This is a genomic window from Acidobacteriota bacterium (genome assembly GCA_026393755.1).
Classification (GTDB): Bacteria; Acidobacteriota; Vicinamibacteria; order Vicinamibacterales; family JAKQTR01; genus JBAXOX01.
Map to the genome: position 1 here is coordinate 41,076 of JAPKZO010000009.1, position 23,027 is coordinate 64,102.

Genomic DNA, 23,027 nt, shown 5'->3' on the forward strand with positions numbered 1-23,027 from the left:
AGGGAGCCTGAAGCATGACGTGCGATATCGGGGTGGTGGGACTGGGAGTGATGGGCAGCAACCTGGCCCTCAATATGGAACGCCACGGATTCCGGATTGCGGGCTACGACCTTGATGCCGCCAAGGCCGTGGCGTGGGCCGCCGGACCCGCAGCCGGTAAGCAGGTCGAAGTCGCGGCCACGCCCGATCAGCTGATGGCCATTCTGAAGAAGCCCCGCCGCGTGCTGATGATGGTGCCGGCCGGGGATCCGGTCGATCACGCGATCGCCCATCTCAAAGGCCATCTCGAGACGGGTGACATCCTGATCGACGGCGGCAACTCCCTGTTCTCCGACACCGAGCGCCGCAACAAGGCACTCGCCGCCGAGGGCTTCCACTATGTCGGCACCGGCGTGTCGGGCGGCGAACAGGGTGCGCTCTGGGGTCCGAGCATCATGCCGGGTGGTCAGCGGGAGGCCTGGGAGGCGCTCGCCCCGATCTTCCGTGCGATCGCCGCCAAGGCTGACGATGGGGCGCCGTGCGTTGAGTACATGGGACCCGGGGGCGCCGGCCATTATGTCAAGATGGTGCACAACGGAATCGAGTACGGCGACATGCAACTGATCGCCGAAACCTACGACATTCTGTCGCGCGGCCTTGGCCTGTCGGCGCCCGAACTGGCCGACGTGTTCGAGGAGTGGAACACGGGCGAACTCAAGTCCTATCTGATTGAGATCACGGCCGAGGTGCTCAGAAGGATCGACCCCGACACGGGCCGGCCGCTCGTGGACGTGATCCTCGACGAGGCGGCGCAGAAGGGCACGGGCAAGTGGATGAGCCAGAACGCGCTTGATGTGGGCGCGCCCATCCCGACGGTCAATGCGGCGGTCGAGGGACGGATCATCTCAGCGTTGAAGCCGCAGCGAGTGGCGGCCAGCCGGTTCCTGCACGGCCCCGAACCGCGGCACGTCGGCAACCGGCAGTTCCTGATCGACGCCACGCGCGATGCGCTCTACGCGAGCAAGATCACGTCATACGCGCAAGGCCTGGGATTGCTGCGCATGGCGTCAGACGAGTATGGTTACGACCTGCAGCCGGGCGACATCAGCAAGATCTGGCGAGCCGGCTGCATCATCCGCGCGGGCCTGCTCGGCGACATCATGGCGGCGTTCAGGCTCACGCCGTCGCTCGTCAATCTGCTGATGGACGAGGCGTTCCGCGACGCGATCGAGCGGCGACAGCACTCGTGGCGCTTCGTCATCCAGACCAGCGTCGGTCTGGGGATTCCCGTGCTGGCGATGAGCGCGTCGCTCGGCTACTTCGACGCGTACCGCAGCGAGAGGCTGCCTGCCAACCTTACGCAGGGGCAGAGAGACTACTTCGGCGCCCACACGTATCGTCGCATTGACAAGCCGGGTGTGTTTCACACGGAGTGGTAGGCCATGTCTGCGGAGCGGCGAGGCTCATCCGGAACGCGCCCGGGAAGACGATCTCAGCACGATTGCGTGAGCTTGTTGCCCCACGGGCATAGAATGTCGGCCGCGGATGAAGCGAGGGCGGCAAGGAAGCCGCCCGGGCTGCCGGTGTCGGACTGGACGTCGGGGATGGCACCGTCGGCCTGGCTGGTAAGGGCACGATGTGCCTGCCTCTGCGCCAGTGGGTGTTCGTGGCGCGAACTCGTCGCGGTATCCTCAAGATGCCGAAAGGAGTTTCCATGCTGACTCGGTATCCGGCCGCCATCCTGGCCGTGGTCGTTGTATGTGCCGTCACCCTGACCGGCGCGAGACAGGCTGGGCCTGCACGAGGCATGTTGCCCTACCAGGACTCTCGACGACCCGTCGTCGAGCGCGTCGACGACCTGCTCGCGCTCATGACGATTGACGAGAAGGTCGGGCAGATGACACAGCCAGACCACACCTACCTGAAATCCCCGGACGACGTCGCCCGCTACTTCGTCGGATCGGTTCTGAGCGGCGGGAACTCGGAAATCCCGGACGTGTCGCCGGCTGGCTGGGCGGAATTCGTCACGGGACTGGAGAAACGGGCCCTGGCCACGCGGCTCGGCATTCCTATCCTGTACGGCATCGACGCCGTGCACGGACACAACAACGTGCGCAACGCCGTGATCTTTCCCCACAACATCGGGCTGGGCTGCACGCGGAATCCGAGAATCGTCGAAGATGCCGCCCGCGTCACGGCGCAGGAAGTTGCGGCAACGGGTATGCACTGGACGTTCGGACCCTGCCTCGCCGTCCCACAGGACGAGCGGTGGGGACGGACCTACGAGGGCTTCGGCGAGACGCCGGAACTCGTGGCCGAGCTGGGAGCCGCCGCCATTCGCGGCTTCCAGGGCGAGGATCTGTCGCGGCCAGGCGGCGTGCTCGCGTCGGCCAAACACTATGTTGGCGACGGCGGCACGACCAACGGGATCGACCAGGGGGACGCCCGCGTCGACGAGGCCACGCTCCGCCGGATCCATCTGCCAGGGTACGTTGCGGCGGTCAAGGCGGGCGTCGGTTCCGTCATGGCGTCGTTCAGCAGCTGGAACAGCCAGAAGATTCACGGCCACAAGTACCTGCTCACCACCGTTCTCAAGGGTGAGTTGGGCTTCAAGGGGTTCGTCGTATCCGACTGGAAGGCGCTGGAGCAACTGCCCGGCGACTACGCGCAGCAGATCGAGAAGTCAGTCGACGCCGGCGTCGACATGGTGATGGTCCCGGATATCTACCCCCAGTTCTTCGAGACGCTGAAGACGCTCGTCGTTTCAGGGCGCATGCCGATCGCGCGCATCGACGACGCCGTGCGGCGCATTCTGACAGTGAAGTTCCGTATGGGGCTATTCGAGCGGCCGTTTGGCGATCAGTCGCTGCTGGCGCAGGTCGGATCGGCCGCGCACCGTTCGGTGGCACGTCAGGCCGTTCGTGAGTCGTTGGTACTGCTGGCTAACCGAAATGCGGTGCTTCCGCTCGCCCAGACCACGCCTGCCATTGTGGTCGCCGGGAAGGCGGCCGACGACATTGGCATGCAGTGCGGGGGATGGACCATCACGTGGCAGGGGGCGGCGGGCCCCATCACGAAGGGCACGACGATTCTCCAGGCTATCCGCAACGCCGCGCCGCGCAGCACGGTCAGCTTCTCTCCGACCGGTGAAGTAGCGAAGGAAGCCAAGGTCGCGGTGGTCGTGATCGGCGAAGCACCTTACGCTGAGATGCAGGGGGATCGCTCCGACCTGTCGCTCGATCGGGCGGACGTCGCGCTCGTTCGGCGCGTCAAGGCCGCGGGGCTGCCGACCGTCGTGGTGCTGCTGTCGGGCCGGCCGATGATCATCGAGCCGATCCTGGCTGATGCCGACGCGATCGTTGCGGCCTGGTTGCCGGGTACCGAGGGGGACGGCGTCGCCGACGTCCTGTTTGGCTCGTACAACCCGACCGGCAAGCTCAGCCACACCTGGCCCCGGTCGATGGAGCAGATTCCGATCAACGTCGAACCGAGGGATGAGAAGCCGAGAGCCGTTCCGCTCTTCGAGTACGGCTTCGGCCTTCGGTATCGGTAGCGGCGTGAACCGGTCGCGACGGATTAATCAACCTCGCGATTGGCGGTTCATGGGGCGGACAGAAGGGCATCGACGACGCGCTGTTTCCGAAGCGCTTCCTCATCGACTACGTTCGGATCTACCAGCGGCGGTGAGGCCGTCGACCAGTCACACGACCGGCCGCCGAACATGAGGTTGACAAATTGGTCCGTCCACAACGCCAGGCTGTCGGCGGCGATGCTTCAGGTGACCGATCGTGGAGGCGACTGGCACGAACCCAGGCAAAGGCCATACTTGCCTTTACTTAAGGCATGGCAGCACATGTCACGCTCTCGGCTTGACAGCCGGGTCCTCTCCACGTAAGGTTGCCGGTGAACATCCGTCGCCACGCCTCGCTTTCACTGTGGTCAGACCGGAAGAATACCCGCGCCCCGGGGCTCTCGGCCCGAAACGGCGATGGCAGCCGCCTCGAACGACGACGCGGTGTTGATGGGAACGGCCATGAACCTGGAACAGTGGTAGACCATGACCAGCCGACTCACGATCCGGCCTGATGGCGAGTTTGATTTCGTGTCGCTCGGGGCGCTGGTTCATCGTCTCGATCCGGGCATCGTGCCGTTCCGCAAAGCCACGACGTGCGCCATCCACGTGAGCGGCGGCGAGTTCAACTGCGCGGCCAACCTGGCCGACTGCTTCCGGCTTAAGACCGCCGTCGTCACGGCCATGGCCGACTACCCCATCGGCGATCTCATCGCCGAACGCGTGCGGGCCATGGGCGTCGTGCCGTTCTACAAGCGCTTCGCGCACAATGGCGTGAATGGCCCCAACATGGCCACCGTCTACAGCGACCGGGGATTCGGCGTTCGCGCGCCCGTAGTGTTTTACAACCGATCGAACGAGGCGGCGGCGCTGCTCAAACCGGGCGACTTCGACTGGAACGCCATCTTCGGCGGCGGCGTGCGTTGGTTCCACAGTGGCGGTATCTTTGCGTCGCTGTCGGCGACAACCGGCGAGTTGATTGTTGAGGCCATGACGGCGGCGAAAGCCGCAGGAGCAGTGACCTCGTTTGACCTCAACTTCCGCGAGAAACTCTGGAACATCTGGGGCGGTCAGGCGAAGGCGGTGGAGGTCGTCCGGCGCATCGTCGAACACGTGGATGTGCTGGTGGGCAACGAAGAGGACCTGCAGAAGGGGCTCGGCATTGCGGGCCCGGAAGTCGCGGCAACGTCGAAGCTCGACCCGAGTGTGTTCGTTGCGATGATCGAATCGGTCATCAGGAAACACCCCAACGTGAAGGCCGTCGCTACCACGCTCAGAGAAGTCCACTCGACCAATCGACACGGCTGGGGCGCGGTGGCGTGGTTAGACGGCAGGACCTATGTGTCGCCCACGTGCGACCTGGAGATCATCGATCGCGTCGGTGGCGGCGACGGCTTCGCATCCGGGTTCATCTACGGTCTGCTGGCCGGCGAATCGCCCGACGCGGCAGTCAGGCTCGGCTGGGCGCATGGCGCGCTGCTCACGACATTCCCAGGCGACACAACGATGGCCACGGTGGAACAGGTGCGCGCGTTCGCGAAGGGCGGGTCGGCCCGGATTCAGCGGTAGCGCGGAAGCGGTGGCCTGAAATCACGGAGCCTGGAGGATCTCATGAGCGAACCCGTCATTTCACCTGGCACCTGTATCGTCCGTCGCACCGCCGACCGGAAAGGCCGCACGGTGTCGGTGTCGCCCGACCGCACGGCGGCGCGCTACCTGCACGATGGCCGCTTCCCTGTCTAGGCTCAGCGGCTTACCGAAATCCCACAACGTGCTGAGACTCTAACTGGCCGCAGCGCGCCGAGGAGTGGATGCACGCCGACATCTGGCTCATGAAGTAACCGGAATGAAAGAGCCCATTCAAACATTTCGGTATGACCAGACTTGAAGATTCCGTTCCTGAGCCTGCAAATTGCCTACGCCGCGTGAAACGTAATTGCTAAGAGTTTTGGCCGATTTTTCATTTTCTTGACTGACTCCACGGTGTGTGGTAGTTTCTGCCAGTTCAGAATTGGTCAGTCCAATTTGCCACGGCGATGCGTGCTTGAGTCGGCCGAATGGTTTGAGCGTGGAGGTCATTATGAGAAGGCGGCTGGGGATGGTAACGAGCCTGATCGCTGTGGCTCTGTTGGCGGTCGCGCCCGCAGTGCACGCGCAGGCGACAACGGGCCGGATCTCCGGAATTGTCAGAGACTCTTCCGGTGGCGTCCTGCCAGGCGTCTCGGTCACCGTGACCGAGACCAAGACTGGGTTCACGCGCACCGAGGGCACCGATGCGCAAGGCGCCTTCATCTTCGTCTCGTTGCCCCTGGGCAACTACACCGTTGGAGCCGAACTGCAGGGCTTCAAGAAGGCGTCGAAGTCGGGGTTCGTGCTCAGTGCTGACGGGCGCTTGACGGCGGACTTCAATCTCGAAGTGGGACAGTTCAGCGAAACGGTGCAGGTCACGGTTGGTGCTGAAACGGTCAACACCGTATCGGGAGAGGTCGCGCGCAATGTTGACCGGGCGCAGGTGCAGGATCTCGCGCTCAACGGCCGCAACTATCTGCAGTTGGCCAGTTTGATCCCGGGCGCGCCGGTGATGCAGGGCAACATGAACGCGCTCGACATCATGACCGGACTTGGCATCAACATGTCCATCAACGGGAGCCGGGGCAACGCCAACTCGCTGACCGTGGACGGCGGATTCAACATGGACTCTGGCAGCAATAACAGCCAGATCAGCAACGTCGGCGTCGACTTCATCGAAGAGGTCAGCATCAAGACGGCGAGCTTCTCGGCGGAGTACGGACGCAACTCCGGCGCGGCGATCAACGTGGTCACGCGGAGCGGATCCAACACGTTCAAGGGATCGGTCTACGAGTATCTCCGCCGCGACAAGTTCGACGCCAACGACTGGTTTGCGAACCTGAAGCACGTGGCGAAGCCATCGCTCAAGTACGACAACTACGGCTTCAGTCTTGGCGGCCCCGTCTTCAAGGACAAACTCTTCTTCTTCGGCGGCGTTGAGTGGAAGAAGATCGATCGCTTTACGGCGCCGACGTTCCGGACCATACCGAACAGTGCCATGCGAAACGGCGACTTCAGCTCTCTGGCGACGTCTCTCAAGGACCCGTCCACCGGGCTCGCGTTCCAAGGCAACATCATTCCACCGAACATGATCACGGCCGACGGCAAGGCGATTGCGAGCGTCTACGCGGCCATGGCGCTGAAAGCCTCGTCGTACACGGACACGCCGACGACCAACAACGCGCTGTTTATGGACCCGAATCCGTTCCGTTTCCGACAGGAGATGGCGCGGTTGGACTTCCAGCCGAGTGGGTCGCACCGGTTGACCGGTCGTCTGGTGCTCGACCACTACGATCTGATTGATCCGGGGGGGACCTTCATCACGTCCCAGCTGCCAACGGTGCCGACCGAGCGCATGCGCCCAGGCCGGAACGTCCAGGTCAATCACTACTGGACGATTGGTGGAAACCTGGTCAATGAAGCGAAATTCAATTACTCGGCCAACGGCCAGATCATTCCTCCGGTGGGCGATACGTGGAAGCGCGACACCTACGGCTTCCAGTTCGCGCAGGTGTACACGGGTGGCGGACGGTACGAGAACAGCATTCCGGACGTGAACGTGACGAACTTCGCCTCGTTCCGAGGTGCGGCGCAGTCGCTCATCTCGCCGACGTGGGACTACTCGTTCAGCGACAAACTGACGTGGATCAAGGGCGCGCACACCGTCCAGGGCGGCGTCATGGTGGTCCGTAATGGCAAGGATCAGAACGGCCGCTCCGGTTACGCGGGCGTCCTGACGTTCCAGACGAACAGCAACACGATCACCAGCGGCAACGCCTTCGCCGATGTGCTGTTGGGGAACTTCTACAACTACAACGAGGCTCAACTCGACCCGATGGGATACTTCCGGTTCTGGCAGCGCGAGGCGTTCGTGTCCGACGCGTGGCGCGTGAACAAGCAACTGAGCGTCGAATTTGGTGTTCGCTACGCGTGGCAGATGCCGACCTCCACGCTCGGGAACAACACGACCAGCTTCGACCCGGCCTTGTACAGCGCCGCTCAGGCGGTGACGATGAACACCAATGGGACCATCGTCGCGGGCACCGGCAATCGGTACAACGGCCTGACCAGGCCCGGCGCCGTGCCGAGCGATCAGGTTGCCAACGTGCCGAATGCCAACAGCCCGGCTGTGGCGACGGTTCCAAACGCGAAGTATCCAGGCTATTACAACACCCAGAATCTGTTCGCGCCGCGCTTCAGCTTTGCGTACACGCCGTTTGGCGATAAGCGCACCGTGGTCCGCGGCGGCGCGGGCCTCTTCTACGACCGGCCGGAAGGCAATCTGTACTTTGCGCTGGTCAACAACCCGCCGTTTTCCTTGAGTTCCTCGTACCTGATGGGTAACCTGTCGAACATCCAGGCCGGTACAGTGCCGCCCATTACACCGTGGGCCAGCATGAACGCGCTCGATCCGAACATGAAGATCCCGCGCGTCTGGAACTACAACATCGGCGTGCAGCGCGACCTGGGGTTGTGGGGCTTGTTCGCCGAGGTGACATACGTGGGCGCCAAGGGCCAGCAGCAGATTCGGCAGCCCGACATCAACTATCCGACCTTCACCGACATTGCGGCCAATGCGGTCGGGGCAAAGTACAGCATCGACTACCTGCGGCCCTATAAGGGCTACACGTCGATCCTGATGCGCTTGTCGGATGCGAGCTCGACGTACAACTCGCTGCAGGTGTTCCTCAGCAAGCGCCGAGGTGATCTGAACTTCTCGTTGAACTATACGCTGTCGAAGGCGATGGACAACGGGAGCGGCAACGGGGACAACCCTGATTCCGGCGTCGCCCCGCTCGCCTACAACTACGGGCCGAGCGACAACGATCGCCGGCACGTATTTGTCGGCACGTGGACATACCGGGTGCCGTTCTTCCGCAACGAGAGGAACCTCCTGGGCTATACGCTTGGCGGGTGGGAGATCTCCGGGATCGCTCGGTACCAGTCTGGCGGGCCGATCACCATCACCGGGACGCAGGTGATTGGCCGCCGGGCCGACTACCTCGGAACCGACCCGTACCTGGCGGGTGCGCCAGTGATTTCAGCTGCGGGCGTCGTGTCGTACATCGATCCGGTCGCGTTCGCGGTTGCCCCGGCTGATCGGCTGGGCAACTCGGCGCGAGGCCAGGTGCGGGGACCGTCGTACTACAACTGGGACATCTCTCTGCGTAAGCAGATCCCGCTCAAGGGAACGGTCAAGGCCCAGTTCCAGGCGGACTTCTTCAACGCGTTCAACATGGTTCAGTTCCAGAACCCGGCGACCAACCTGTCGGGGTCGGGATTCGGGTTGATCACCGCGGTGCAGCCGCCTCGCAATATTCAGCTCGGGTTCCGGGTGACGTTCTAGGGACGGGCTCAGAACCTCCGTCAGCGGATGGCTAGTCGGCCGCCAAGACGGGTGTTGAAACCGAGTGTCATCTGCGGACCCGTCGCGGGCCGCTGAGACAAGTGGCGCGGGCCAGGCTCCTGCCGGCCGTCTTCGAAATCGAGGAGGCCGACGGGGTTCTGGCCCGTCACCGTTTCGACAGGGGATCGCCTGGCGTCCGTGCGGCCAGGCGGTGTCTCGAGCCCCCCCAGTCCATAATGACCCGATTATCCGGATCCGGAATTGCTCGGCCTTCATGGAGTCCGTCGATGAAAACGATTCTGGCTGTTGCGCTCGCATGTGTGCTGCTGGCCGTTCCAGTCGTCGCGCAAGACGGCGGTTGGCGGCCGCTCTTCAACGGGAAGAGCCTCGACGGCTGGTATCAGTGCAACGGAACGGCTCCGTTCACCGTCGAGGATGGGACGATCACCGGCCGGACCGTCGTCAAGTCGCCCAACAGCTTCCTGTGCACGAAGGAACGCTTCGGCGATTTCATCCTCGAGTACGACGTATGGGTCGCGACCAATCTGAACAGTGGGATGCAGCTTCGAAGCACCGCCGATCCGGCCATCAAGAACGGGCGCGTTCACGGCTACCAGGTCGAGATCGACCCGTCGGATCGGGCATGGAGCGGCGGGATCTACGACGAGGCTCGCCGGGGGTGGCTCCACACCCTGGTCGGCCAGGACGCCGCACGCAACGCGTTCAAGATGGGTGAGTGGAACAGGTTCCGCGTCGAGGCCATCGGCACGTCCATCCGAACCTGGCTCAACGGCGTTCCCTGCGCGAACATCGTGGACGACCTCTCACCGACCGGGATCCTCGGCCTGCAGGTTCATTCAATCGGATCGGACGAGAAGAAGACGGGAGAACTCATCCGGTTCCGCAACATCCGTATCCTCACGCAGAATCTCGAAGCGAACCGGACGGCCGACAAGGGCGACACGCCGCAGTTCAACTACATCCCGAACACGCTGACCGTCCGTGAGAAGAAGGAGGGCTGGACACTGCTGTGGGACGGCACCTCGAAAGCCGGGTGGCGCGGCGCGAAGTCGGACACCTTCCCCACAGGCGGATGGGAGATCAAGGACGGCGTGCTGGCGGTTGACGAAACCGGTGGCCAGGAATCCACGGCAGGCGGCGACATCGTCACGGTTGACCAGTACGAGAACTTCGAACTGATCGTGGACTACAACATCACGAAGGGCGCCAACAGCGGCGTCAAGTACTTCGTCGACACGACGCTGAACAAGGGGGCGGGCTCTTCGATCGGGTGCGAGTTCCAGATTCTCGATGACGACGTGCACCCCGACGCGAAGCTGGGGGTCAACGGCAACCGGAAGAATGCCGGCCTCTACGACTTGATTCCGCCACAAAACATCCGGTTCAATGGCGTCGGCGAGTGGAACCGTGCGCGGATTATCGTCCAGGGGAAACATGTCGAGCACTGGCTCAACGGGTTCAAGACGGTCGAGTACGAGCGCGCCACGCAGATGTGGCGAGCGCTGGTGGATCACAGCAAGTATGTGGTCTGGCCAAAGTTCGGCGAGGCACCCAAGGGGCACATTCTGCTGCAGGACCACGGTAACCGGGTGTCGTTTCGATCGATCAAGATTCGCGAACTGAAGTAGGCCGGTCGAGGGAACGGAGGGCACATGTCACATTCATCACGCAGCGAGCGCGAGGCGTCGCGGCGCCGGTTTCTGAAGACGTCCATCGCCGCGTCCGCCGGGTTGTTCCTGCCGACGTTCATTCCTCGCACGTACTTGTTCGGCGCGCAGACTCCACCGAGCCGCCGGATCAACGTGGCGCAGATTGGCTGCGGTCGGATGGGCACCGAGGATTTGCGCGGCACGATGGCGCACGACCTCTGCCGCATGGTGGCGGTATGCGATCTCGACGCGAAGCGCCTGGAACAGGCGCGGGCCGAGGTCGAGCAGTTCTACAAGGCCAAGGGCGAGAGTCGCGTGGACGTCAAGGCGTACCGCGACTACCACGAGGTGCTGGCCAGGCCAGACATCGACGCCGTGATCGTGACCCCGCCGGATCACTGGCACGCGATTGTCGCGGTTGAGGCGGTGCTGGCCGGCAAGGACCTGCACGTGCAGAAGCCCCTGACGTACGACATTGCCGAGGCCATCGCGCTGCGCACGGCCGTTCGCGCCAAGGGACGCATTCTTCAGACGGGCAGCCAGCAGCGGTCGTCACAACCATGGAACACGTTCCGCATTGCCACCGAAGCGGTGCGCAACGGAAGGATCGGGCAGATCAAGACCATCAGGGTGGGGATTGGCCAGGACAAGCCGAAAGGACAGGCGCCAATAGCCCAGCCCGTGCCCGCGACGTTCGACTACGAGACGTGGCTCGGTCCGGCGCCGCAGCAGCCGTACATGGAAGATCGCGTGCACCCCCAGGAGGGGTATGGCCGGCCCGGTTGGATTACGACCGAGGACTTCGGTCTCGGGATGATCACCAACTGGGGCGCGCACCACATGGACATCGCCCATTGGGGCATGGGGATGGAATTGAGCGGGCCGACGAGCATCGAGGCTCGCGCCGACTTCATGACCGGAGATGTGTGGACGGTGCACGAGACATATCACGTCGAAATGACGTACCCCAACGGCGTGCTGCTCATCATGGACAACTCGTTTCCGAACGGCGTCCGATTCGAGGGCACTGAAGGCTGGGTGTTCTGTGCGCGCGGATCCGCGCAGGTGACGAGCAGCGATCCTGGGGCCACTGGCCAGAAGGACGGGCGGAAGTCGCTCGATGCCAGCGACCTTCGACTGCTGAGCGCGCCGTACGGACCCAACGCCAAGCGCTGGATGGCCAGCGAGAATTCCTATCGAAACTGGCTCGAAGCAATAGCCAAGCGCCAGGACCCGATCGCACCTGTTGATCAGGCGGCCCGCAGTCTCGAGGCGTGTGCCGCCGCCTGGATCGGGATGAAGCTCAGGCGAAAGCTCACGTGGGATCCGAAACTCGAGCAGTTCGTCGGCGATGCGGAGGCCAACGCGATGTGCGCGCGCAAGCCCCGCGCTGCCAAGTACGACCTCGCACAGATCATGAAGTCGGCGGGCCTCGTCAAGAGCCCAGCGCCGTCGCCGGTGAAGTGACGAGAAGCATGACGGTGACCGGCGCGAGTCGTTGAGGGCCCGCTGCGGAGGTCGGCGTATGTGTGCTCGCGGCGGACGCGTTCTGCTGGCGGCATGTCTGATGGTCTCGGCGCCTGGAAGCCGAGCGGCGCTCGGCCAACAGACGGCGAATGCCGAAGCGCGGTCCGCGCTGATGCGTTCGGCCGAGGAAGCGATGCGTCTCGGCCCGTTCAGCGTCATGCAGAAGACGCGGGTGCCCCCGAGGCGCCGGCCCTGGCCCTTCACCACCCATCGCGGCCGGAGCTATGGGGCTTTCACGAACACGACGTACATGTTCGCGGCCTTCACCGCGCCGCTTTCGACGTTGGCGCCGAGCGTCAGGCTTTCGTCGCGCTCGACCCGGCGCTGGAACACGCTCGACGGTTGACCGTTCACCGTGATGCGCTTCGCAGTCGGCGTGAATTGCCGTGTCAGCCACGCCGGGCGCGGCACACGGTCGTCGTGCGCGATCGACACGACGCTGCCGGCCACGACGGCCAGCTCCATCAGGTCGACGGCGTCGTAGAGACTTTCCCGGTTCGCGGCCTGAACCCAATCCGCACCCAGAAGATCGTCAGTCAATCCCGCGAGCGGCGAATCGACATCGACATAGGCGTTCTTGCCATCGGCGGCGCGGCTTTCGATGTGGACGATGTAGGACGAGGGGCCCGAGTAGTTGAACGATCGGATGAAACGTCCGACCGCAGCCGACGCCTTCTTCAACGCCCGTGCTGACGTGCCCAGGCCGGGTTCGGGACCAGCCAGAGGCCTCAGCGGCTGGTCAGGCAGTTCGATCGTGGCCACCGCCGGCATCACGGCAGAGACACCGCCATCGACGACAACCGTCCGCGACATTACGGTCGCCGTGGCGTCCTTGAGACTCCGGCTGCGCGCGTGCACGGAGATCGCCCCGGCCACTCGCCCGGCGCGAATCGCGACGCGGTTGATGCCAGCCTCAAGGTCAAGATAGGTGTTGTTGGTCGAATGGATCTTGCCGCTGTTGTAGCCGCCGCGCCACGTGCCTGGGCCCGACATCTCGAAATCGACGCGCTGCTGGACGGTTGGGACGCGCTCGCCACGCGCGTCCACGGCCTCGACGTCGACGAGCAGAATATCGGCCCCGTCGGCGCGAAGCCCGTCCGGCCCAGCGATGGGCGTGAGCTTCAGCGCAGCGGCCGGCCCGGCTGTCCGCTTGGTCTGCGTCGCGACAGCCTTACCCGCAGACGACGCAACGGCCCTGATCTCCCCTGCCTCCCATGTGACATCAGGGAACGTAAAGAGATACGTGTCCGACCTCTTGCCATGGCCGAGCGATCGGCCGTTGACGAGGAGTTCGACGTCGTCCATGTTCGACGCGACGTAGACCGTCTTCTTCGTCCCAGCCGGATAGGTCCAGTGCCCAATGATGTGCACAGCGGGCTCGCCGCGGAACATCACCGCGCACACGTAGTACGCCTCCTTGGGCAACCGCACGCCGTCAACCTCGCCGCCGGCGCGCGCCACTTCGACGGCCACGCGGCCACCGCTGGTCGAGTCGGAGAAGATCCAGTTGGCGCCGCCGCTGTGCTCGGGCGCTCCGAGTTTCTTCACATACTGCGCCACCTGGTTCACCGCGAACTGCTCGGAGGTGAGCTGATACGTCTGGCCCTTCGCCTCCGGATACCCGAAGTTCGGCGGCGAGGCATCGTCCCACACGCGGCGAGGCGACTCCTCGCGGTTGTACTCGCCTTCGACGACGGGAAGCCGAGCGATCTCGCGGCCGCCTTCGGTGCCTATGCCCACGTCCATGAACTCCGCCGTCACCTGATCCGCGCGGCGGTGCGCGTAGGCCCGACCGCCATGCGGATCGTACATGTCCATCAGGCCGCGCAGTTCTTTCGCGTGCTCCCTCGACACTTTCTGGTTCCCGCCCTCCCAGATGAAGATCGACGGGTTGTTGCGGAAGTAGATGATCACATCCCGAAATGCGGAAGCCCGAAGTGTCCACGCGGCGGCACGCGTGTCGGACTCGCCATCGACCCCGGGCTGATCGGTGATGAGGCCGAGACGATCGCCCGCGGCAATGAGCGACGGACCGCCCGCCGTGTGGCCCCATCGGACGAAGTTCCCGCCCGCCTGCTTCATCAATTGAAGAGTGGATGCGTGCAACCAGTCTGGCAGCGCCGCGCCGAGACCAGGCCACTCATTGGTCGGCTTCTGGCCCCATCCGTGGAGCTTCAAGTGTTGGCCGTTGAGGAACAGACCCGCCTGGGCGTCCCAGCGAATCCCCCGGATTCCGAGCGGCACTTCGCTGCTATCGACGGTGACGCCGTTTGCCCTGAGCGTGCAGACGACGCGATAGAGGTGGGGATAGGCTGGCTCCCACAGGCGCGGCCGCGGGAGGCTGCCGGAGGCCGTCACCCGCAACCGCCCGCCGGCGGCCATCGACGTCGGCCCTGCCTGCAGGATGAGGATCGATCGCCGATCGGCGTCGAAGACCTCCACCTGCATGTCGACCCGGTCTACACCTGCGCTGCGGCCGTTTTCGACGGGCACCTCAACCGTCACCTTCGCGGACTGCGCGGTCACGTCGGTCGCGTAGACGTACGGCCCCACCGTCTTGAGAAAGCTATAGAGCGGCAGCGTAATGTGCAGAGGATCGGTGACGACGAGCCGCACGTTGCGATAGATTCCGCCGTGCGCCGGATGCCAGTGCGGGTTGTTCCACGGGATCTGTTCGGCCGACAACTGCTCGAGATCGCCAGGAATCGCCTCGTTCACCTTCGCCGACAGCTGCGCGAGATTGGGGTTGGGTGCGGACTTTCCGCCCTGCGTCGCGGTGCCCAGGGCGGCCGCCGCCGCTTCGTCGAGCGGATCCTTCATGAAGCGGTTATCGCACATCACCGCCAGCACGTTGGGTGCGCCGCCGAATCTCACGTGCGGGGTGAGCTCGAAGCCAAATGGCGTGAATCCCGTCTTGCTGACACCGAGCCGCCTGCCGTTGAGATACACCTCCGCCACCTGCCGCACGCCCTCGAACTCGATGAATACCCGCTTGCCCCGCATCGATTCGGGCAACGTGAACGTCTTCCGATACCACGTGCGGCCGCTCCATTGAATCTGCTCGCCGCGGTGCCCCGGCGTCGACCAGTTGTCGAATGTGTCGATGTCGTTGTAGGTGTGAGGCGTCGAGACGATGGCCCAGGCGCGATCGTCGAACCCGACCGCCTCAGCCCCGGCTGGATCGGCCTTGATGAATCGCCAGTCGGGATTGAAGTTCAGGATGGTACGTTCCGCTGTGGCCGCGTTGACGGTGCCCAGCAGCACACTCGCGCACATGACGAGACCGACGATCAGGCGACGCACTACCTGACGGAAAGAGACGGCTGTGATCAACGACTCCTCCACGACGTCCTGAGTCAATCAACTCGTTGAGGCATTCATGAACCCGAGGACTTCGCCATCTTGTAGACCTCGCTGCCAGCCGCGAGCAGCGCGCCAACGCCGTACACTTCCGTCGTGTCCACCGTCGTGGCTCCAGGCTTATCTCCGATGCGCTGGACCCAGCCAAGCATGCCATCGGGACGAACAGCCTTGACCATCGCGGCCCATCCACGTTGGACGTTGGACTCGTAGCGGGTTCTGTCCAACAGGCCGTTGTTGATCCCCCACGCGAGGCCGAACGTGAAGAAGCCGGTTCCGCTCGTCTCAGGATTCGGCAGGCTTGTCGCATCCAGCAGGCTCGCCCGCCAGAACCCGTCCTCACCCTGCACGGATGCGATCTTGTCCGCCATCTCCTTGAAGAGCGCCACGTATCTGGGGCGATCCGGATAGTCGGCCGGCATATCCTGCAGCATCCGAGCCAGACCCGCGAAGACCCAGCCGTTGCCGCGGCTCCAGAACACCTTCTTGCCATTCGGTTCGCGCTGATCAAGATACCGGCTGTCGCGGTAATAGAGCTTCTCGGTCCTGTCGTACAGGTAGTCGGTGGTCTTCCACCACAGGCGGTTGGCCAGATCGAGGTACCTGCGATCGCCAGTCGCCGCGCTCACGGCCGCGAGCGCCGGCGGCCCCATAAAGAGGGCGTCACACCAGGCCCACTCGCGGGTCTCGATGGCGTTTCCCCACAGGAGCGGCTCATCGTACTTCCGCGTCAGCAGGAAGTTGAACAACGCCAGCGCCGGCGCGAGTATCGTCTTGTCGCGGTCTCGCTGGAAGATCTTCGCGTAGGTGGCGATCACGGCGTAGTCGTCCGCGTGGCCTGGCCGAAGCCCGGGCCGCCACTGATTCCGCTGGCCCATCGCCTTCATCGCCTCGAAGTACTTCGGATGGTCGGAGACGTCGGCGAACGCCATCACCCCCGTGTAGAAGGCCGCCTGTGTCCAGTCGTACGGCGCATGGTCGGATGGGTGATCGAGCTGCCAGTCGGCCGCGGCCGTCATCACCTTGAGGATGGCTCGCTGGTCGATGTCGGCGCTGAACGCCGTTGGTGACACTTGCGCACTCTGCGCCAAAGCCGGCGCCGCCGAATCCATCAGGACAGCAGCCAGGATTCCGCCCACAATAGACACTGATCGGTTCATGTGAGGACGCCCCCCTACGCCGGTCGATCATCGGCCAGATCGTCGACCCGTGCCGACCTTTCCGGCGACCGTGCGATACATTATCCCCGGTTTCTGGTCTGACCACACGCGCTTGGCGTAGAATCAACCGGTCCGACCGGAGGGGCACTCCAGACGGCGGCGGCGCCTCGGGAGCCGGCTGTCTCGGGCGGAGGGTACGCGAGGAACCGGGTGACAACAGGAGGTGGGCCGATGAGTCGAGTCGTTCGTATGACCGTGTTCGCGACGCCGCTGTTGCTGGTCGCGGTGGGCTTCACCCGACAACCGGCCGGACTCGCGCCATCGGCCGGACTTGCGCAACCAACCGGCCTCATCGCCAACATCGAGCACCGGTCGACAATCAGCCTCAACGGGCCGTGGCACTACATCGTCGATCCGTACGACTCTGGCTATTACGACTACCGGCACCTGCCCCGCACGGACGGCTATTTCCAGAATGCGGTGCCGCGCGACAAGCGCGACCTGGTCGAATACAGCTTCGCAAAGTCCGACACTCTGATGGTTCCGGGCGACTGGAACAGCCAGAAGAAGGAGCTCTTCTACTACGAGGGCACGGTCTGGTACGAGCGCTCGTTCACCTATCGCAAGCCGCCAAGCAAACGGGTGTTTCTCGCCGTGGGCGCCGCGAACTACCTCGCTCGCGTCTACGTGAACGCCAAGCAGGTGTGCGAACACGAAGGCGGCTTCACTGGCTTCAACTGCGAAGTGACGGACCAGGTGAACGACGGCGAGAACTTCGTGGTGATCTATGTCAACAACCAGCGGCGACGCGACGCGGTGCCCACCGATGTGACGGACTGGTGGAATTATGGTGGGCTGACCCGCGACGTCGAGCTGGTCGAGGTACCGGCCATCTTCCTCGAGGACTACTTCCTTCAGTTGCGCAAGGGTTCGGTCAGCCACATTGAGGGCTGGGTGCGGATGAGCGAGGGTTCCCACCCGGTGACGGTGCGGATCCCGGAACTGAACGTCGAGCAGCGGGTCCAGACCGACGCGACCGGCGCAGCCGACATCCGAATCGATGCGCCGGGGCTGGAACGCTGGTCGGAATGGGGAAGTCGTCCGCGACCGCATCGGCTTCCGCACCATCGAGGTGCGCGGGCGCGAGATCCTGGTGAACGGCACGCCGGTGTTCCTGCGCGGCATCTCCATGCACGAAGAGGCGCCGCTCCGCTCGGGGCGCGGGTCGAGCGAGCAGGATGCCACCACGCTCCTCGGATGGGTGCAGGAACTGAACGGCAATTTTGCGCGGCTCGCGCACTACCCGCACAATCGCAATATGGCGCGCGTGGCGGATCGCGCCGGCGTATTCCTCTGGTCCGAAATCCCGGTGTACTGGACGATCGACTGGGAGAATCCGGCGACGCTGGCCAACGCGAAGCGGCAACTCGGCGAGATGATCCGGCGCGACAAGAATCGCGCGTCCGTGATTCTGTGGTCGGTCGGCAACGAGACGCCGCTGACGCCGGCCCGTCTGGCGTTCATGACCGAGCTGGTGACGACCGCGCACCGGCTGGATCCCAGCAGGCCTGTGACCGCGGCGCTCGAGACGCACTACACCGACCGCAACACCAAGGTCATCGACGACCCGCTCGGCAAGGTGCTCGACGTGCTCGGGTGCAACGAATACGTAGGCTGGTACGAGCGCACGCCCGAGGACGCCGACGCGATTACGTGGAAGACCGTCTACGACAAGCCCCTTGTCATGAGCGAGTTCGGCGGTGACGCCCGCGCCGGTCTCCACGGCGGCGTCGATGAGCGCTGGACCGAGGAGTACCAGGAGAATCTGTATCAGCACCAGTTCGAGATGCTGAAGAAGATCGACTTCCTGCGGGGCGCGAGCCCGTGGATCCTCATGGACTTCCGGTCGCCCCGCCGGGTGCTGCCGGGCATTCAGGACAACTACAATCGTAAGGGCCTCGTGTCGGACAAGGGAGAGAAGAAGAAGGCGTTCTTTGCCCTAAAGGACTTCTACCGCCAACGTCTCGCGGGCCAGCCCGCAAGGTGACGCCCGCAAGCGCGGCGACACGCGCGTCGGTCAGATGGGTTTCCCGATGCTCAGAACGCGGCCGACAGCATATGCTTCGGCCCGCGGAGGCTGCGTGACACGACTGGGAATTGGCGTCATTGGTGCGGGCGCGGCGGTGCTCTGGTTGACGGCCGGTTCGGGATCCACGAGCGGCGCGGCCGATCCTGGAGCGCAAATGGGAACCGTCAGCGTTGACGTCTGGCGGCCGGATGAGCCACCGATTCCGGACGTTCGTCGATTCGCTCTGACCGAAGCCGACCGGCGGCGTGTGTTCCAGGCCGCCGAGGCGTACCTGAAAGAAGCGCCGGTGACAGTGACCGCTTCTCACTCGCCCCGGAGCGCGGGGGGGCTTCACGACTTCTCTTCCGAAGGCGATTACTGGTGGCCGGATCCGGTGAATCCAGGCGGTCCGTACATCCAGCGTGACGGGATGTCGAACCCGGACAATTTCGTAGACCATCGCCGGGCGATGATCAGATTCAGCGAGCACGTCTCCACGCTGACCTCCGCATACGTGCTGACTCGTGACGAGCGGTTCTCCGCGCACGCCATCATCCACTTGCGCGCGTGGTTCATCGACGAAGCCACGCGGATGAACCCGAATCTGCTGTACGCGCAGGCGATCTGCAAGAAGGCGACGGGGCGGGGTACCGGCATCATCGATACGATTCATCTGGTTGAGGTGGCGCGGGCGACCGAACGGCTCTCGATCTCGACATCGGCCCGACCGGCGGACATCGCGGGCATCAAGGACTGGTTCTCTCGGTATCTCGCGTGGCTGACCACTCATCAGTACGGCATCGACGAGCGGAATGCGAAGAACAATCACGGTACCTGCTGGGTGATGCAGGTGGCGGCGTTCGCGCACCTCACTGGCAACACCGCCATACTCGATGATTGTCGCAAACGGTACAAGGACGTGCTGCTGCCCGGTCAGATGGCCGCTGACGGGAGCTTCCCTCTCGAAATCAAGCGCACCAAGCCGTATGGCTATTCGCTCTTCAACCTCGACGCCTTCGCGACCATCTGCCAGATCGTGTCGACGCCGAACGACTCCCTCTGGACGTTCGCGCTCCCCGATGGCCGGGGGATTCGGAAAGGCATGGCCTTTCTGTTCCCATACATGAAGAACAAGGCCGCCTGGCCGTTTCCGAAGGATGTGATGTACTTCGACGAGTGGCCTGTCAGGCATCCCAGCCTGTTGTTTGCGGGGCTCGGGCTGAATGAGGGCGCGTACCTCGACTTGTGGGCTTCGCTCAATTCGTCGCCCACCACCGAGGAGGTCATCAGAAATCTGCCGGTCCGCCATCCGCTTCTTTGGGTGGAGGTGCCCTCCACACCTTGATGTTGATAGAATTCTCTGCGCTCCTCCTGTCACGGCCCCTGCGCGTTGTCGCGTGGACGGATTCACACTGATGGACATCGATATTGCCGTGGTTCCCGTCGCCGGTCTCGGTACGCGATTGCTTCCGGCCACGAAGTCGCAACCCAAGGAAATGCTGCCGGTCGGGCGCAAGCCGGTCGTGCAGTACGTCGTCGAAGAACTGACCCGGGTCGGGATCAAGCGCATGCTGTTCATCACGGGGCCGGGCAAGACCTCGATCGAGAATCACTTTGATCTGAACGGCGAACTGATTCAGACCCTGCGCGAGACAGGCAAAGAGGAGCTGCTGGCCGAACTGGAGTTCGACCGGACCGCGGTCCAGTACTTCTACACGCGCCAGCGCCAGTTGCTTGGCCTTGGACACGCGGTATTGTGCGCCCGGGCACTGGTCGGCCACCAGCCGTTCGTCGTGGCCCTGGGAGATTCCATCATCGGGATGCACGCCGAATCCGATGTGGTTGGGCGGATGACTCGTCAATTCGTCGACAACCACGCGGTGGCCGTCATCGCGTTTGAGGAGGTGCCCGACGCCGACGTCTCCAACTACGGCATCGCGCGGCCGCGAACCAGCGGAGACGTCTTCGAAGTGGCCGACCTGGTCGAAAAGCCCGCCAGGTACGAGGCCCCGAGCAACCTGGCCATCGCGGCCCGCTACGTGCTCTCGCCCCTGATTTTCGACGCGCTCGCCAGGACCTCTCCAGGCAAGGATGGAGAGATTCAGCTGACCGACGCGATTCGATCACTGTTGCGCGACGGTGGCCGCGTGTACGGCGTGCGGCTGCATCATGATGAACGCCGGTACGATATCGGGAACTTCGAGTCCTATTTCGAAGCGTTTGTCGAGTTCGCCCTCGCCGATGCGAAGTTCGGTCCGGCGCTCCGGCGCCGGCTGGAGGAACTGCTCCATGTTCCTCACGCGTAACCGCGCCTACGCGCGGGCGGGCCTCGTCGGCAACCCCTCGGACGGGTACCACGGCAAGACGATTTCGATCAGCGTCAGGAATTTCTGTGCCGAGGTGGTGTTGTACGAATGGGATTCGGTCGACATCGTGCTGGCCGAAGGCGATCGGGCGACGTTCGGATCGGTATACGACCTTGCGCGCGATGTGCGCCTGCACGGCTACTACGGCGGCATCCGGCTCATCAAGGCGACGATCAAACAGTTCGTCGAGTACTGCCAGAGCCGCAAGCTGACACTTCACGAGCGAAACTTCTCGGTTCGCTATCAGACGAACATCCCGCGACAGGTCGGGCTGGCCGGGTCGAGCGCGATTATCGTGGCCACCCTCCGCAGCCTGATGGACTTCTACGGTATCCGGATTCCCATCGAAGCCCAGCCGAGCTTTGTGCTGCGGGTTGAGCAGAAGGAACTCGGCATCGCCGCCGGACTCCAGGACCGCGTCATTCAGGTCTACGAAGGCCTGGTCTACATGGACTTCGACAGACGCTGCGAACGGATCGTCGAGGGACTGCCCTCCTATCATTACGAACGGCTCGATCCCGCCCTCCTGCCAAACATGTACCTGGCGTACCACGACGCGCTGAGCGAACCGACGGAAGTGTTTCACAACAACATCCGCGAACGCTTCAACCGCGGCGAACCGGAGGTAATCCAGGCGATGACGCACTTCGCGGGCCTGGCTGCCCAGGGACGCGACGCGCTGCTGGCGGGCGATGCCGAGGCGCTGGCTGCGCTGATGAACGAGAATTTCGACACACGCCGTAGCATCTACCAGCTTCCGCCGTGGCAGATCGATCAGATCGAGATCGCGCGGCGCTGCGGCGCGAGCGCCAAGTTTGCGGGATCGGGCGGGGCGATCCTGGGCACGTACCGAGACGAACCGATGTTCGACAATGTCCGCGCACAACTGTCGCTGGCCGGTTCCCGGACGATCAAGCCCATCGTCTCCTGACGCTACTTCTTCGGTGGCGGGGCGGTAGACGACGGGGCGGGTTTACCGTCAACCGAGTCCGGCTCCATCAGCTCGCTGCGCGTGCCATCCGGATCGTAGAGATTGAGCTGGCGCTTGCGGTTGATGCCCGTCCGGACCTCCATCGTCTGCGTATAGCCGGCGCGTCCGGCCCGCGCCCTCAGCGTGGCCTCGGCCTTCGCAATGTCCGTCACGAATAGCGCGATGTGATGTTGGCTGCCCCGCTTCGCCGGTTCCGGCAGATCCCGACCGAGCATGAACTCGACGTAGTCGTCGCCGTCCGGCACCTGCAGGTTGACCCAGCTGAGCTCTTTGCCGTCTCGGCTCCCTCGCCACGTTTCCTTGAACCCCAGGACGTCCCCGTAGAAGCTCACTGCCTGGTCTAGCGCACCCACCAGGATCCCCAGGTGGCGCATGTCGCGTGACACCGCGTCACCGGTCATCAACTGCCCCTTCGCCAGGGCCGGCATGCCGGTCGGTTCGTACTCCACAAACTCCAGCGTGTGGCCGTCCGGGTCTTTCACGTTGAAACTGGTGTTGCCGATCCGCCCCTTGCTGACCTTGTCGGGCACGGTGATGCCGCGCGCCTTCAGATACAGGCGCATCCCTTCGGCGTCGTTGGTCTCGACGGCGATGTGAGCCAGTCGATCGCTTCCGGCTTCGCGTTCCGGAAATAACTCGATGTAGTGCCGGTCGTTGATCTTGATGAATGTGAGCGAGAGCGTGCCGTCAGGATTCTTGAGGGGGAAGGCCTCGTCATACCCGAGGAACGTCTCGTAGAACGCGCGCGACTTCTCGATGTCGTGGACGTAGAGCGCGGCGTGCGCGATGCCCACGATTCTGGGCCGCCGCGGTTCCTGTGCGTCGGCAGCCACCACACACGACAGCATCACGAGCATCAGGACCATCGCTCTCATCGGTCCCTCCGTGTCCGACACATCGGTCGGGTCGCTTGTCGGGC

The 23,027-nt window shown here is 63.9% G+C and carries 14 protein-coding genes and 2 pseudogenes; 13 read left to right on the forward strand and 3 right to left on the reverse strand.

Annotated features, from left to right (window positions below; translation table 11 throughout):
* Positions 1–14: 14 nt before the first annotated feature.
* From gndA to NTV05_04460, 8 genes and pseudogenes are all read left to right on the forward strand, one after another.
* Entirely contained in the window at positions 15–1,418 is a 1,404-nt protein-coding gene (gene gndA, locus NTV05_04425) for an NADP-dependent phosphogluconate dehydrogenase (GenBank protein MCX6543644.1), read from the forward strand.
* 275 nt (positions 1,419–1,693) lie between these two features.
* On the forward strand, positions 1,694–3,532 hold the full coding sequence (locus NTV05_04430; protein MCX6543645.1) for a glycoside hydrolase family 3 C-terminal domain-containing protein: 1,839 nt from the start codon (positions 1,694–1,696) through the stop codon (positions 3,530–3,532).
* Positions 3,533–3,555: 23 nt separating this feature from the next.
* Positions 3,556–3,666 (forward strand): annotated as a pseudogene (locus NTV05_04435) (glycoside hydrolase family 16 protein).
* Between the two features lie 370 nt (positions 3,667–4,036).
* Positions 4,037–5,119, forward strand: coding sequence for a sugar kinase (locus tag NTV05_04440; protein MCX6543646.1), 1,083 nt, complete (start codon positions 4,037–4,039; stop codon positions 5,117–5,119).
* A gap of 42 nt (positions 5,120–5,161) precedes the next feature.
* On the forward strand, positions 5,162–5,293 hold the full coding sequence (locus NTV05_04445; protein MCX6543647.1) for a hypothetical protein: 132 nt from the start codon (positions 5,162–5,164) through the stop codon (positions 5,291–5,293).
* Between the two features lie 337 nt (positions 5,294–5,630).
* A complete protein-coding gene (locus NTV05_04450; protein MCX6543648.1) occupies positions 5,631–8,966 on the forward strand; it encodes a carboxypeptidase regulatory-like domain-containing protein in 3,336 nt (1,111 codons plus the stop codon).
* Positions 8,967–9,253: 287 nt separating this feature from the next.
* A complete protein-coding gene (locus tag NTV05_04455; GenBank protein MCX6543649.1) occupies positions 9,254–10,615 on the forward strand; it encodes a DUF1080 domain-containing protein in 1,362 nt (453 codons plus the stop codon).
* Positions 10,616–10,639: 24 nt separating this feature from the next.
* Positions 10,640–12,103, forward strand: coding sequence for a Gfo/Idh/MocA family oxidoreductase (locus NTV05_04460; GenBank protein MCX6543650.1), 1,464 nt, complete (start codon positions 10,640–10,642; stop codon positions 12,101–12,103).
* A 282-nt stretch (positions 12,104–12,385) separates the two neighbouring features.
* On the opposite strand, the gene NTV05_04465 is transcribed toward NTV05_04460, so the two are convergent.
* Together NTV05_04465 and NTV05_04470 are read right to left on the reverse strand one after the other, a co-directional pair.
* Complete coding sequence (locus NTV05_04465) at positions 12,386–15,496, reverse strand: DUF4982 domain-containing protein (GenBank protein MCX6543651.1); 3,111 nt, start codon at positions 15,494–15,496, stop codon at positions 12,386–12,388.
* Between the two features lie 44 nt (positions 15,497–15,540).
* Positions 15,541–16,683 carry a glycoside hydrolase family 88 protein gene (locus tag NTV05_04470; GenBank protein ID MCX6543652.1) on the reverse strand — a complete coding sequence of 381 codons (1,143 nt, stop codon included), beginning with the start codon at positions 16,681–16,683 and terminating at the stop codon, positions 15,541–15,543.
* A 249-nt stretch (positions 16,684–16,932) separates the two neighbouring features.
* Here NTV05_04470 and NTV05_04475 point away from each other — a divergent pair.
* The 5 genes and pseudogenes from NTV05_04475 (at position 16,933) to NTV05_04495 (ending at position 22,048) form a co-directional block, all read left to right on the forward strand.
* Positions 16,933–17,511 (forward strand): annotated as a pseudogene (locus NTV05_04475) (beta-glucuronidase).
* 232 nt (positions 17,512–17,743) lie between these two features.
* Positions 17,744–18,730 carry a hypothetical protein gene (locus NTV05_04480; protein ID MCX6543653.1) on the forward strand — a complete coding sequence of 329 codons (987 nt, stop codon included), beginning with the start codon at positions 17,744–17,746 and terminating at the stop codon, positions 18,728–18,730.
* A gap of 94 nt (positions 18,731–18,824) precedes the next feature.
* Positions 18,825–20,096 (forward strand): alginate lyase family protein, encoded by a 1,272-nt coding sequence (locus NTV05_04485; protein ID MCX6543654.1) that lies wholly within the window; start codon positions 18,825–18,827, stop codon positions 20,094–20,096.
* A 70-nt stretch (positions 20,097–20,166) separates the two neighbouring features.
* Complete coding sequence (locus NTV05_04490) at positions 20,167–21,057, forward strand: UTP--glucose-1-phosphate uridylyltransferase (GenBank protein ID MCX6543655.1); 891 nt, start codon at positions 20,167–20,169, stop codon at positions 21,055–21,057.
* Positions 21,041–22,048 carry a GHMP kinase gene (locus NTV05_04495; GenBank protein MCX6543656.1) on the forward strand — a complete coding sequence of 336 codons (1,008 nt, stop codon included), beginning with the start codon at positions 21,041–21,043 and terminating at the stop codon, positions 22,046–22,048. Before NTV05_04490 ends, NTV05_04495 begins: the two co-directional genes overlap by 17 nt.
* Before the next feature lie 2 nt (positions 22,049–22,050).
* Here the strand turns inward: NTV05_04495 and NTV05_04500 are convergent, their stop codons facing one another.
* Entirely contained in the window at positions 22,051–22,983 is a 933-nt protein-coding gene (locus tag NTV05_04500; protein MCX6543657.1) for a VOC family protein, read from the reverse strand.
* Positions 22,984–23,027: the final 44 nt, after the last annotated feature.